Here is a 13,288-nt window from a genome sequence, read left to right as displayed (position 1 = left end):
ACAGTACTCCTACCTTGAATACCATAGACTTTTTGTACCTGCTTATAGGTGTAGTTGCCTTTTTCTACCTCGGCTACTAAGGCTAATTTAAAGCCTAAATTGTAATCGCGTTGGGTGCGCTTAACCCGCTTGTTTACTCCTTTACTCATAATAAGTCGATTTTGTGTCAACTTATTTCAGGACGGGACAAGGTTTTAATCAAAAAAGGCAACCATTAGGTTGCCTTTTTTTATATAATAAAAAAAATAGTACTATTCTTCTTTTTTCTCTTGTCTTGGTTTTCTATCATCACGACGATTATCTCGGTTACGATTATCACGACCTCTATTATCTCTATTATTGTCTCTAGGTGGTCTAGCTACATAACCTTCAGGTTTAGGTAACAAAGCTTTTCTAGAAACTTTCTCTTTACGAGTTTTAGGGTCAATACCAAAGTATTTTACATCAATAACATCGCCAATATTTACTACATCTGTAACATTGTTTGTACGTTCCCAAGCTAATTCGCTAACGTGTAATAAAACTTCGTTTCCTGGAGCTTCTGTATATTCAACAACAGCACCGAAATCTAATATTTTTATAACCTTTACTTCGTATACAGAACCTTTTTCGGGTTTAAACATCATTGATTCTATACGTGCAAGAACCTTTTCAATTCCTTCAGGGCTTGTTCCTAAGATTTCAACAATTCCTTCTTCAGTAACAGGATCTTCGTTGATAACAATCGTAGTTTCTGTTTCTTTTTGTAACTCTTGAATGTGCTTTCCACCAGGTCCAATAAATGCTCCAATCATATCGTTAGGAATCACTTTAGTAACCATTTTAGGTGCATGCGCTTTTACTTCTGCATTAGGAGCAGCAATGGTGTCTGTTAGTTTTTCTAATATATGTAAACGACCATCACGGGCTTGTTTTAATGCACTTACTAAAATTTCGTAACTTAATCCTTTTACTTTAATATCCATTTGACAAGCTGTAATACCGTCAGCGGTTCCAGTTACTTTAAAGTCCATATCTCCTAAGTGATCTTCATCACCTAAAATATCAGATAAAACTGCATAACGATCACCGTCAGAAATTAATCCCATTGCGATACCAGAAACAGGTTTCTTTAATTGTACACCAGCATCCATTAATGCCATAGTACCTGAACAAACGGTTGCCATAGAAGAAGAACCGTTAGATTCTAATACTTCAGATACAACTCTCACAGTGTATGGGCAATCAGTAGGAATCATTCCTTTTAATGCTCTTTGTGCTAGGTTACCATGACCAACTTCTCTACGTGAAGTTCCTCTTAAAGGACGTGCTTCTCCGGTACAAAAAGGAGGGAAATTATAATGTAAATAAAAAGTTTCTTCACCTTCGAAAGATGGCATGTCTATTTGGTTAGCTTCTCTTGAAGTACCCAGAGTTACAGTAGCTAAAGCTTGCGTTTCTCCACGCGTAAAGATAGAAGAGCCGTGTGTAGATGGTAAGTAATCAACTTCACACCAAATAGGTCTAATATCTGTAGTCTTACGTCCGTCTAAACGTAACCCCTCAGCTAATGTTAACTCTCTAACAGCATTCTTTTGTGCTTTGTTAAAGTATTTTTCAATTAGATTACTATAGTCTTCAATTTCTTCTTCAGAAAAAGTAGCAATGATTTCTTCTTTTACTTCTGAGAAAGCTAAGCCTCTTTCTGCTTTTGAAGTTCCTTTTTTAGCAATTTCATAACATTTAGCATAAGCTAAATCGTTAATTTTTTCAGCTAATTCTTCATCTTCTCTTTCTGCGTCGTACTCACGAGTTTCTTTTTTACCGAAAGCTTCTGCTAAACGAACTTGAGCTGCACACTGAACTTTAATAGCTTCGTGTGCAAATTTAATAGCATCTGCCATTTCCTCTTCAGAAATCTCATCCATTTCACCTTCAACCATCATTACAGAGTCTGCTGAGGCTCCAATCATCATATCGATATCAGATTCGGCTAACTGCTCTCTGTTTGGATTGATTACAAATTCTCCATTTACTCTAGCAACACGTGCTTCAGAAATTGGAGTTTCGAAAGGAATGTCTGATAGTTGAATTGCAGCTGAAGCAGCTAAACCAGCTAAAGCATCTGGCATCACATCATCATCATGAGACATTAATTGTACCATTACTTGTGTTTCAGCATGATAATCTTTTGGAAATAAAGGACGTAAAACACGGTCTACTAAACGCATTGTTAATACTTCTCCATCACTTGGTCTTGCTTCTCTTTTGAAAAAGCCCCCAGGGTAACGTCCTGCTGCTGCAAATTTTTCTCGGTAATCTACTGTTAATGGTAAAAAATCAACATCAGATTGTTTGTAGTTAGATACTACGGTACATAATAACATTGCTTTTCCCATCTGAACAACAACTGAACCGTGTGCTTGCTTTGCTAATTTACCGGTTTCTAATGAGATGGTTCTTCCATCTCCAAGGTCTATGACCTCTCTAAATACTTTTGGAATCATAAATTTTAATTCTAATTTTTTTGTTTTGTTTGTTGTTGTTGTGTCGTTGTTGCTCCAATGGAAAATCAAAATTGTTGTTAGTAATTTTGAGCTTTTTATATATAAATTTCTGTTTGTTAGTCAGAAATACTATTTAGTTTAAAATAAAAAAGAGGCACGTTTATAGAGCCTCTTTTTCTGTAGAATTATTTTCTAATTCCTAATTCTTTAATAATCGCACGATATCTGTTAATTTCTTTTTTCTTTAGATAATCTAATAAGCTTCTACGCTTACCTACCATACGTACTAATGAACGCTCGGTGTTAAAATCTTTACGATTTTTCTTTAAGTGCTCAGTTAAGTGGTTAATTCTGTGCGTAAATAACGCGATTTGACCTTCTGCAGTACCAGTATCATTTGCTCCTTTACCGTGTTTTGCGAAGATTTGTTCTTTAACTTCTTTTGTTAAATACATGCCAATATTATTTAAATGATTATTATGTACTCAATGCATTTACATTGAAGTTGCAAATGTACGATTATTTTTTGGAATGGAAACGAAAAAGTTACAAAGCAAAAAAGCTAGCATTTGCTAGCTTTTTTGTTATGCTCTTACAGGTTGATTCTGTATTAAATCTAAATACAAGTTTACCTGTTTTTTTAAGTCTTTTCGTTCGTAAATAGCATCTAAGAAACCGTGTTCTAATAAAAATTCAGAACGTTGGAAACCTTCAGGTAAATCTTTACCAGTGGTATCTTTTACTACACGAGGTCCTGCAAATCCAATTAAAGCATTTGGTTCAGCAATGTTTATATCACCTAACATAGCAAAAGAAGCTGTTGTTCCTCCAGTAGTTGGATCGGTACATAAAGATATGTATGGAATTTTAGCTTCTGCTAATTGTGCTAGTTTTGCAGAAGTTTTGGCTAATTGCATTAAAGAAAGTAAAGCTTCTTGCATGCGGGCTCCTCCTGATTTAGAAATCATTAAAAAAGGAATATTGTTTTTGATAGAATAATCTATAGCTCTTGCTATTTTTTCACCAACCACACTTCCCATAGATCCACCAATAAAAGCAAAATCCATTGAAGCAATTACTAAATCTTTTCCCATTGATTTACCAACAGCAGCACGTGCAGCATCTTTTAATCCTGTTTTTTTCTGAGCAGCCTTTAATTTTTCAGGGTACTTTTTGGTATCCTCAAATTTTAATGGGTCTTTAGCAGATAGCTTTGGATCAAGTTCTGTAAACTTATTATCGTCAAAAAATATTTCAAAATATTCTTTACTTCCTATACGCACGTGGTATCCATCTTCTGGACTTACGTATAGGTTTCTTTTAAGTTCATCAGTGTCAATTATCTTTCCGCTTGGGGTTTTATACCACAAGCCTTTAGGTGTGTCTTTTTTTTCTTCTGTTGGGGTTTGAATCCCTTTGTCTGTACGTTTAAACCAAGCCATAATTTAGTTTTTTAATCTTTAGTTGTTTGGCCTTTTCTTTTTCAAAGAATATTATAATGTATCTACATTATTTAAGTCTTCAAAAGCTTTTTTTAATCGAGCCTTAAAAGTTTGTTCTCCTTCACGTAACCATTTACGAGGGTCATAATGTTTTTTATTAGGAACATCATTTCCTTCTGGGTTACCGATTTGAGATTGCAAATATGCAGATTTTTCAGCCATATAATTACGAACTCCTTCGGTAAATGCATATTGCAAATCGGTATCGATATTCATTTTAATAACTCCGTAGCTAATTGCTTCACGAATTTCATCTAAAGTAGAACCAGATCCTCCGTGGAATACAAAGTCAATTGTATTATGAGGAACATTGTACTTTTCTGAAATATATTCTTGAGAGTTCTTTAATATTTTTGGAGTTAATTTTACATTTCCTGGTTTGTATACTCCATGTACATTACCAAAAGCAGCAGCGATTGTAAATTGTGAACTAACCTTCATTAACTCTTCATAGGCATAGGCAACTTCTTCTGGTTGGGTATATAATTTAGACACATCTACATCAGAATTATCGACACCATCTTCTTCACCACCTGTAATTCCTAATTCAATTTCTAAAGTCATTCCCATTTTACTCATACGAGCAAGATACTTTTTACAAATTTCAATATTTTCCTCTATTGGTTCTTCACTTAAATCAATCATGTGAGAGCTGTATAAAGATTTTCCTGTTTCTTTATAGAATTGCTCACTAGCATCTAATAAACCATCTATCCAAGGTAATAATTTTTTAGCAGCATGATCGGTATGTAAAATAACAGGAACTCCGTAAGCTTCAGCTAATAAATGTATATGTTTAGCACCAGCTACTGCACCAGCAATGGCCGCTTTTTCGTTGTCGTTAGATAAGCCTTTACCTGCATTGAATTGAGCACCTCCATTAGAGAATTGAATTATTACAGGCGAGTTAAGTTCTTTAGCAGTTTCTAAAACTGTATTAATTGTATTTGATCCTACAACATTAACAGCTGGCAAAGCAAAGCCCTTTTGTTTTGCTAATTTAAAAATCTCTTGAACTTCTTTTCCGGTGGCAACTCCAGGTTTAATCATTTTTTTATTCGTTTAGTAGGATGTTTCATAAATTATGCAACAAATCTACACTTTTTTATACAAGTTACGATAAATTTTTAACAGAAAGTACTTTGTTAAAAGGGGTAATTAATACCTATGTTTAGTACTGAGTTAGAGAAGTTGAAGTTTTGGAACCACCTATTATTTGTTAGATACGGTTCATGTGCTTTAAAACCTAAATCTAGTCTTGCAATTAAGAATTTAAAATCATAACGAAACCCAAAACCAGCTCCAACAGCTATATCTTGTAAAGATTTAAAGCCTCTAAATTTAGAAGGGTCATCAACAAATTCAGAATTCGTAATATCCCAAATATTTCCAGCATCTATGAATAAAGCAGATTTTAAAGATCCAAAAACATTAAAACGGTATTCAAAACTGGTTAGAAATTTTAGACTTCCAATATTATACTCTAATACAGGGCTTCTAGTACCAGGGCCTAAGTCATAAGTTCTCCAAGCTCTTATGTCGTTAGAACCACCTACAAAATAGCTACGAGAAAAAGGAATATCTGAATTATTATATGTAAAGATAGCTCCAAGAAAAGTTCTATGAGCTAAAACATTATTGTCACCTAAATTCCAATATTTTTTGTATTCGATATCGGTTTTAAAATATTGCGCTATGGGTATTTTAAATACTGTTTTTTGTCCTAAGTTATTAGAAGTATTTGAAAAAAGTCCCATAAAATTTCCAGAATTAGCTACTCTAAATTTAAAAAAAGAAAAACTGGCATCTTTGATATTTTCTTGATTATTGTATGTGTAACTGTAAGCAATTTCAGGGATTAAAAAGTCAGAGGTAACAATATTAAACCTGTTTACTATGTTAAGTACATTTTGATATTCATTTGGATTAGAACTTGCAAAAGAAGAATTTGCAAGTACATTTCTCATAAACCCTACAATTTCATTGAAATTACCTGAAGTATTATCGGGTAGGATGTAAGAAGGGTTAAAAATCTTAGCAACTTCATCTAATTTTCGATATTCGGAAATATAAATAGAGAAATAGTTATTAACATTTAGGTTTCGAATATATTGAGCATTTAAAAGCTCTAATTGAATTGATTTATTCTGGTCGTAATCCCATTTATAATCGATTCCAACTGATATGTTTTGTTTGTCTAGACCAATGTTTTTTTGAATTCCTATTCCTGAATAAAACTTTGTTCTTGGAAACATTCTTTTAGGAACCAACTTGTGTAATCCAAAAGGAGCAATGAAGCGAGGTACTTCTAATGAAATATCAGAACCAATTTCCCAACCTGGTCCATTATTAGAGTTAAAATAAGAACCAAATGTAGAGAGTTTAAAAAGCTCAGCACCTTTAAATGTATTTCTATTAGTTAATGAAAATTTTAAAGAAACATCAAAGTTACGGATGTTAGAACGTGATAATTCGGTTTCAAAACCTAAAGTATATTTTTCAATAGGGGTTAAAAACACATTTGCTTCTAATTCATTTTTACTTAGCTCATTATATCGAATAGAGGTTGCTTTAAAGTTTTTAAGGCCTCTTAAATGGGTGCGAGTTAAATTTCTAAGAGAATCGTTATAAACCATATTTGGTTTTATAAATAAAGATTGAGATAAATACTTAGGGTTGTATTTTAATTTTCGAAGTGCGTAAAAGTTAATTCCTTTATAAGTAATTGTGTCTTTATGTTTAGAATTTCGTGTGCTATATGTATAATCGGTAAAAACATTTACCTTTTTTATTTTTTGAATTTCAAAAGGAACTGTTTTATCAGAAATATTGATATCTACATCAGTTTTTTGATAGCTTTTTAAAGTATCGTTTTCAAATGAAATATAGTTTTCATTAAAGTGATATATTCCTTTATTTCTAAAAAGCTTTACAAGTCGGTTAGCTTCTTTAATAAAGTTGTCGTTTTTATAATGATCTCCAGATTTTAAGTAGCTTTTGTCTTTTGTAAGTTGGTATAAAGAATCTAAAACGGGTGATGTAATAAAGGTCTTTATAGTATCTAAATAAGAAGGGTTTCCTTTTGTAATATGGTAACTAATTTCTCCTTTCCTTTTACCTATCGTATCTTTTTTTGAAGATACCTTTGCTCTAAAGTATCCCTCTGTTTGAAAATAAGCTTTTAAATTATCTACAGTTCTGTTGGTTTTTTTATCATCAATTACAATGGGAGCTTGGCCACTGGTTAAAAACCAGTTGTTAAAGCCAATAAATGTTTTTGCAACAGAAATACTTTGTTTTTCTGAGAAAATATTTTTGTAAAAGTTATAAGTTTTTGGATGCTTTTCCCCCCATTTACTGGGTGTTTTAGGAGCTTCAGGATTACCTAAATTATAAAAATGCAAAGATAAAGGCATACCTAAAGCTTTAGCGTTAGGACGTTGCATTAGTAATTCAGTAATGTTTTCGCTTGAGTTTTTAACACTGTCAATATATACCGAGTTTTTGGCTAGCAATAACTCGTTTTCTTTAACATATTTAATCGTGCTGCATGAGCTGAATAAGACTACTAATAAAAAGAAGAAAGAAAGTTTTTTCATTAACTTTACGCCTCGTAATTAAGAACCAAAAATACTATTTTTTAGTGGTTTTAGAGCGTTAAAAACAATTTAATGAGTTTATCTAGAAACAATATAAAGTTAATAACTAGTTTACAACAAAAAAAGTATAGACATAAACATCAATTATTTGTAGCAGAGGGGGTGAAAGTGGTTAATGAATTACTCGCATCTTCTTTAGAGTTGGAGCAATTATATACTACTGATGAGTCATTTAGAACTTCAAAAGAAGCAAAGATTATATTGATTTCTGAAAGTGAATTAAAAAAGATAAGTACTCTAAAAACACCAAATAAAGTATTAGGCTTATTTAAGATTCCGAAGAAAAAAGAAATTAATAAAAGTAGCTTTATTGTTGCTTTAGACGGAATTAACGACCCAGGGAACTTGGGGACAATTATTCGTTTGTGTGATTGGTTTGGGATTTCTGAGTTGGTATGTTCTAAAGATACGGTTGATTGTTATAATCAAAAAGTAGTACAATCTACCATGGGGTCATTAACAAGAGTTCAGGTCACGTATGTTGATTTACTAAATTTCATAAAAGATACTTCATTGCCTATTTATATGGCAGATATGCATGGTGATAATGTATATACTACATCGTTACCTAAACAAGCAATTTTAGTAATGGGAAATGAGGCAAATGGTATTTCACCTAAAATTGCTACTATTGTACAAAATAATATAACGATTCCAAGGTTTGGTGATTTACAACAAACCGAAAGTTTAAATGTAGCTACAGCAACAGCTATATTATTAAGTGAGTTTAAAAGAGAGTTAAAATAATCCGTTTATTTGAGCATCTATTCGATCAATTACATATCCTAAATCTTCCTGATTGTCAACAAAGTCTAAATTATCAACATCAATAATTAATAATTTCCCTTTGGTATATTGGCTAATCCAAGCTTCATAACGTTCATTTAATCGACTTAAGTAATCAATACTAATAGAGTTTTCATATTCTCTACCGCGTTTATGAATTTGCCCCACTAATGTAGAAATATTAGCACGTAAATAAATTAACAAATCGGGTGGAGTTACTAAGTTTTCCATCAATTCAAAAAGAGAAGAATAGTTGCTAAAATCTCTATTTGTCATTAATCCCATAGCATGTAAGTTGGGAGCGAAAATATGAGCATCTTCGTAAATGGTTCTATCTTGAATTATTTTTTTACCAGACTTGCGTAACTCTAATACTTGACGAAAACGACTGTTTAAAAAGTAAACCTGTAAATTAAAAGACCAACGCTCCATTTCGGCATAAAAATCGTCTAAATACGGGTTTTCATCAACCGATTCAAAATGAGCTTCCCAATTGTAATGTTTTGCTAATAATTTTGTTAATGTGGTTTTACCTGCGCCAATGTTTCCGGCAATTGCTACATGCATAATTGTTTGTGTAATATGTTTTTTTAATTATTGCTGGCACTGCCAGATTAAGGACGGTAAAATTACACAAAAAAAGGAACTCATAAACAAGTTTAACAAATCAATTTATATCCATAACCTCTTACGTTTATAATTTGGATATTTTCATCACGTTTTAACTTCTTTCTTAATTTAGAAATAAAGACATCCATACTTCTAGCATTAAAAAAATCGTCATCTCCCCAAAGCTTTTTTAAAATAAAGGACCTGTCTAGGATTTCATTTTTATTTTGCGATAAATGAAATAATAATTCCGATTCTCGGTGTGTTAACTTTTTTATTTCATCATTAAAAGATAATACTTGTTTAGTATAATTAAAAATATAGTTACCAATGTTAATGGTATTGTAATTCTTTTTTAACTCAATTCTGTCTAGTAGTGCATTGATACGAACAATAAGCTCCTCCATAGAAAAAGGTTTTTTTAGGTAATCGTTTCCGCCATGTTCAAAACCTTCTACAACATCTTTAGGTTGAGATTTTGCTGTTAAAAATATGATAGGAAGATGTTTGTTTTCTACTCTTATTTCTTTAGCTAAAGTAAATCCATCTTTTTTAGGCATCATGACATCTAAAACTAAAATATCAGGCAAGTTTTTTTGGTAAGCTTTGTATGCTTCTTCGCCATTAAGAGCATGAAATACTTCAAAATTCCTAGTTTCTAAACTTTCTTTTACAATTTGTCCTAAACTAGGTTCATCTTCTGCTAATAAAACTTTAATGATTTTACTCATAATTTAAAACAATTTTAAAAAGGGTGTTATTTGGTTTTGATATCAATGAAACGGTACCTCCGTGTTTTTCAATAATTTTTTTAGTGTAGTATAAACCAATTCCGAAGCCTTTTACATCATGTGTGTTGCCTTTTGGAATACGATAAAATTTATCGAATATTTTTTCTTGTTGGTTTTTATCAATTCCTTTTCCATTATCAGCGATAGTTATTTCAATAATATTTAATACTTGATTAATGTGTACTTCTATTTTGTTTCCGCCATATTTTATAGCATTGTCAAGTAGGTTGGAAATAGCATTTTCTATATGAAAAGGATCAATGTTAATAACCACCTGAGATTTATTTGTAGAGAATAGGATTGTTTTTTCAGAGTTGGTAAACTGATGTTTTTTTGTGTTGTTCTCTACTAACTTAATCAAATTAATAGGTTCTTTCTTTAAAAATAGTTTTTCGCTATCAAGTGTCGCAGTTTCTAATAGTTTTTCAACCATTAAGTGTAATTTCTCTACTTGTATAGACGAAATCGAAATATATTTTTTAGTTTTCTCTTTATCATCAATAGCATTAAAGTTATTAATAGCTTCTAATGCAGTTGAAACAGTAGTAATAGGTGTTTTAAATTCATGTGTGATATTGCTAATAAGATCGTTTTTAATCTCGGCTAACTCTTTTTGTTGGTTGATGATCTTTAATAAATAAAACAAACTAGATATTACGGCTAAGGCTAACAATAAAGATAATAAAATACCAGTAGAACTTCTTTTAAGAATTTCTCTTGAAGGACTCTTGTATAGCAGGGTTAGCTTTTCATTACTTTTAACATAAGTAGATTTAGCATTACTTTCTAGGTTTAGGGCAGGAATAGCTTCTTTTTTTGAAGAATAAAATAGCGTGTCATCTTTGAAATGATTTAAATAAAAAGAAGTTGAAATACCTCTAGTACTGAGTTGTTTTTTTATAATTGAATCTAGCTTCACATGATCTAAAGAATCATTTTGAACAGAAATAAAAATGGTTTGCAATCCTTTTATTAATCTTAAGCTATCAGTAGCTTTCTTACCTTTAAAAACTTTTACTTCTTTAATTCCTGAAGAATCAAGATGAATACCAGATGTATGATCTTTGTTAAATTGAGTAATTTGGGTAATTTTAGAAAGCTTTTTAGTAGAATCGTTAACCTCATGCCTCATATCATTAAGAAGAGAGTCACCAAAAAAAGAATTCATCTCTTTAAACTCTTTTGGGTTGTTAGTTTTAATATCAAAGGAAGAAATTTCAAACTGTATACTATCCTTTTTCTTTTCAACTTTTGAAGAGAAAATCTCTTTCCAAATATTTTTATTGCTAAGATTATTATTAGAAGTTGCTTTACCAGGTTCTACTATTGCAAAAAAGTTTTGCTTAGTTAAGGCAGCGTAATACTCTTCAACAGCATTATCTAAACTTAATTGAATTTCATTAATAACACGTTGCTTGTTTTGCTGATAGTTTTTGTAATTCCAGTAAAACTGTATAGCAATAGTAACAACAATTGTAGCGCTAATTAAATATAATATCCAACGATGTTTTTTTGTGTTCATGTTTTCAAAGATAAAGTGTTAAGTCGAATAAAATATATCGGTTAACACTCGTTAACACTCATTAACTCAAAAAGATACTGTAGTGAAGCATATTTGTAGTATTGAACATTAAAAAAGAAACAAATGAAAAAAATCATACTACTAACATTGTTGTTAAGTACCTCAATGTTTTCACAAAATTTTACAGGAAAAGCTACCTATAAAACACATCGAAAAGTAGATTTAAAGGTAAATAGTGGTAAAGGGGCACCGAATTCAGATATTCAAGAAAAGCTACATGCCCAACTAATGAAGCACTTTCAAAAAACATATACCTTGAACTTCAATAAATCAGCATCTACATACAAACAAAACGAAGAATTATCTTCTCCGCAAGTACAAACAGACGGTATACAAATTCAAATTGGAGGAAGTGGCGCTGGAACAGATATTTTGTATAAAAATATAGCTGACAAAAAGTATATAAACAAAACAGAAATAAGCGGGAAACGTTTTTTAATAAAAGATAAATTAGAAAATCTTAATTGGAAAATGACTGGAGAAACCAAAAATATTGGAAATTATACTTGTTATAAAGCTACAAGAACAAGAAAAGAAACTAGATCTTCTGTAGCTATGACTGATGGTAAAACAGAAGAAAAAAAAGAAGAAATTACCATCGAAACTGTAGCATGGTATACACCCGAGATACCCATAAGTAATGGACCAGAACAATTTTGGGGGCTTCCTGGGTTAATTTTAGAAGTTCAAGATGGAAAACAAACAATTGTTTGCACTGAAATTGTTTTAAATCCGTCAGAAAAAATAGAAATAAAAGAGCCAACAAAAGGAAAGAAAGTAACCCAAGCAAAGTTTGATAAAATTATAGAAGACCATACAATAGATATGATGGAGCGTTTTAAAAATAGGCGAAAAAGCAAAGATGGTAACTCTTTTCATATAGAAATACAGGGATAATTCTAATGATTTAAACCTTTCCTGTTTTCTAAAGTCTAACTCCTAACTATAAGGAGTTATAAATTAAAAACTAAAAAAATGAAATGTTTAACTACTGTTTTTCTCTTGTGTATTTCTATCACTGTTTTTTCGCAAACTAACTTTCAAGGAAAGGCTGTTTATCAATCAAAAACAACTGTAGATCCTAACTTTGGAGGTAAGCAATTATCAGAGGAACGAAAGAAGCAAATTTTAAAGCGCATGAAAAACATGTTAGAAAAAACACATGTTTTAAGTTTTACCAGAAGTAAGTCCGTATACAAAGAAGAAGAAAAGTTAGAAACGCCAGGAACAAGAGGAGGTTTTAGGTTTGGAGGTTTTACAGGTGGAGGAGTGCTTTATAAAGATATTATAAAAGGAGACTTGTTAGAATCGACTGAGGTTTTTGGAAAAAAATTCTTAATTACAGAAAATGAAGAGAAACCTAAATGGGAATTAGGAAGTGAAACAAAACAAATAGGTAATTATACCTGTTTTAAAGCTACGTTACTTAAAAAAACAACTGCTTTTGATTGGCGTAACATGAGAAGAAGAAATCAAAAGGACGAAAATAAAAAGGACGAAAATAAAAAGGACACTTCAAATGTAAAGAAAGTAATTGACGATGTTGAAATACCTAAAGAAATTCTTATTACTGCTTGGTATACCCCCCAAATACCCGTAAGTAATGGCCCTGGGAATTATTGGGGGCTACCAGGACTTATATTAGAAGTTAATGAAGGTAGAACAACTGTATTGTGTACAGAAATTACAATGAATCCATCAGAGAAAATAGAAATAAAAGAACCTACCAAAGGAAAAGAAATAACAAGGGAAGAGTATAATAAGGTTGTAAAAGAAAAAATGGAAGAAATGAGAGAACGATTTAGAAGTAGACGCGAAGGAAACAATAGAGGAGGAAGAAGCTTTCATTAAACTGCAACAATCTAACTTAACA

11 protein-coding genes and 1 pseudogene are annotated in these 13,288 nt (G+C 31.4%); 3 read left to right on the top strand and 9 right to left on the bottom strand.

Annotation, left to right across the window (positions count from 1 at the left end):
• From ACKTSW_RS06535 to tamL, 6 genes and pseudogenes are all read right to left on the bottom strand, one after another.
• Positions 1 to 149, bottom strand: a pseudogene (locus ACKTSW_RS06535) (IS3 family transposase); the annotation flags it as partial.
• A gap of 102 nt (positions 150 to 251) precedes the next feature.
• A complete protein-coding gene (locus ACKTSW_RS06530) occupies positions 252 to 2,486 on the bottom strand; it encodes a polyribonucleotide nucleotidyltransferase (RefSeq protein ID WP_408024471.1) in 2,235 nt (744 codons plus the stop codon).
• Between the two features lie 185 nt (positions 2,487 to 2,671).
• Entirely contained in the window at positions 2,672 to 2,941 is a 270-nt protein-coding gene (gene rpsO / locus ACKTSW_RS06525) for a 30S ribosomal protein S15 (protein ID WP_047788611.1), read from the bottom strand.
• 129 nt (positions 2,942 to 3,070) lie between these two features.
• Entirely contained in the window at positions 3,071 to 3,928 is an 858-nt protein-coding gene (gene accD, locus ACKTSW_RS06520; protein WP_408024470.1) for an acetyl-CoA carboxylase, carboxyltransferase subunit beta, read from the bottom strand.
• A 51-nt stretch (positions 3,929 to 3,979) separates the two neighbouring features.
• Entirely contained in the window at positions 3,980 to 5,038 is a 1,059-nt protein-coding gene (gene fbaA, locus ACKTSW_RS06515) for a class II fructose-bisphosphate aldolase (protein ID WP_408024469.1), read from the bottom strand.
• A 95-nt stretch (positions 5,039 to 5,133) separates the two neighbouring features.
• Positions 5,134 to 7,587, bottom strand: a complete 2,454-nt coding sequence (tamL, locus tag ACKTSW_RS06510) for a translocation and assembly module lipoprotein TamL (protein WP_408024468.1) — start codon at positions 7,585 to 7,587, stop codon at positions 5,134 to 5,136.
• A gap of 72 nt (positions 7,588 to 7,659) precedes the next feature.
• Here tamL and ACKTSW_RS06505 point away from each other — a divergent pair, with 72 nt between their 5' ends.
• Positions 7,660 to 8,394, top strand: coding sequence for a TrmH family RNA methyltransferase (locus ACKTSW_RS06505; protein WP_408024467.1), 735 nt, complete (start codon positions 7,660 to 7,662; stop codon positions 8,392 to 8,394).
• On the opposite strand, the gene ACKTSW_RS06500 is transcribed toward ACKTSW_RS06505, so the two are convergent.
• From ACKTSW_RS06500 to ACKTSW_RS06490, 3 genes are all read right to left on the bottom strand, one after another.
• Positions 8,386 to 9,000 (bottom strand): deoxynucleoside kinase, encoded by a 615-nt coding sequence (locus tag ACKTSW_RS06500; RefSeq protein WP_408024466.1) that lies wholly within the window; start codon positions 8,998 to 9,000, stop codon positions 8,386 to 8,388. The genes ACKTSW_RS06505 and ACKTSW_RS06500 overlap by 9 nt on opposite strands.
• Before the next feature lie 92 nt (positions 9,001 to 9,092).
• A complete protein-coding gene (locus ACKTSW_RS06495) occupies positions 9,093 to 9,773 on the bottom strand; it encodes a response regulator transcription factor (RefSeq protein WP_408024465.1) in 681 nt (226 codons plus the stop codon).
• Positions 9,766 to 11,355, bottom strand: coding sequence for a sensor histidine kinase (locus tag ACKTSW_RS06490; protein ID WP_408024464.1), 1,590 nt, complete (start codon positions 11,353 to 11,355; stop codon positions 9,766 to 9,768). Before ACKTSW_RS06490 ends, ACKTSW_RS06495 begins: the two co-directional genes overlap by 8 nt.
• Before the next feature lie 123 nt (positions 11,356 to 11,478).
• Between ACKTSW_RS06490 and ACKTSW_RS06485 the strand changes: the two genes are divergently transcribed.
• Together ACKTSW_RS06485 and ACKTSW_RS06480 are read left to right on the top strand one after the other, a co-directional pair.
• Positions 11,479 to 12,312 (top strand): GLPGLI family protein, encoded by an 834-nt coding sequence (locus ACKTSW_RS06485; protein WP_408024463.1) that lies wholly within the window; start codon positions 11,479 to 11,481, stop codon positions 12,310 to 12,312.
• Between the two features lie 78 nt (positions 12,313 to 12,390).
• Complete coding sequence (locus ACKTSW_RS06480) at positions 12,391 to 13,266, top strand: GLPGLI family protein (RefSeq protein ID WP_408024462.1); 876 nt, start codon at positions 12,391 to 12,393, stop codon at positions 13,264 to 13,266.
• The last annotated feature ends 22 nt before the right edge of the window (positions 13,267 to 13,288 follow it).

Source organism: Tenacibaculum sediminilitoris (assembly GCF_964513795.1).
Classification (GTDB): Bacteria; Bacteroidota; Bacteroidia; order Flavobacteriales; family Flavobacteriaceae; genus Polaribacter; species Polaribacter sediminilitoris.
The sequence above is the reverse complement of the archived record's forward strand: the minus strand, read 5'-3'. Positions and strand labels throughout refer to the sequence as shown.

What these genes read in the sequence shown, in the direction of transcription:
- tamL (WP_408024468.1), bottom strand. Translation starts at nt 7,587, where the DNA reads ATGAAAAAACTTTCTTTCTTCTTTTTATTAGTAGTCTTATTCAGCTCA.
- rpsO (WP_047788611.1), bottom strand. Translation starts at nt 2,941, where the DNA reads ATGTATTTAACAAAAGAAGTTAAAGAACAAATCTTCGCAAAACACGGT.
- fbaA (WP_408024469.1), bottom strand. Translation starts at nt 5,038, where the DNA reads ATGATTAAACCTGGAGTTGCCACCGGAAAAGAAGTTCAAGAGATTTTT.
- ACKTSW_RS06485 (WP_408024463.1), top strand. Translation starts at nt 11,479, where the DNA reads ATGAAAAAAATCATACTACTAACATTGTTGTTAAGTACCTCAATGTTT.
- ACKTSW_RS06495 (WP_408024465.1), bottom strand. Translation starts at nt 9,773, where the DNA reads ATGAGTAAAATCATTAAAGTTTTATTAGCAGAAGATGAACCTAGTTTA.
- accD (WP_408024470.1), bottom strand. Translation starts at nt 3,928, where the DNA reads ATGGCTTGGTTTAAACGTACAGACAAAGGGATTCAAACCCCAACAGAA.
- ACKTSW_RS06490 (WP_408024464.1), bottom strand. Translation starts at nt 11,355, where the DNA reads ATGAACACAAAAAAACATCGTTGGATATTATATTTAATTAGCGCTACA.
- ACKTSW_RS06500 (WP_408024466.1), bottom strand. Translation starts at nt 9,000, where the DNA reads ATGCATGTAGCAATTGCCGGAAACATTGGCGCAGGTAAAACCACATTA.
- ACKTSW_RS06530 (WP_408024471.1), bottom strand. Translation starts at nt 2,486, where the DNA reads ATGATTCCAAAAGTATTTAGAGAGGTCATAGACCTTGGAGATGGAAGA.
- ACKTSW_RS06505 (WP_408024467.1), top strand. Translation starts at nt 7,660, where the DNA reads ATGAGTTTATCTAGAAACAATATAAAGTTAATAACTAGTTTACAACAA.
- ACKTSW_RS06480 (WP_408024462.1), top strand. Translation starts at nt 12,391, where the DNA reads ATGAAATGTTTAACTACTGTTTTTCTCTTGTGTATTTCTATCACTGTT.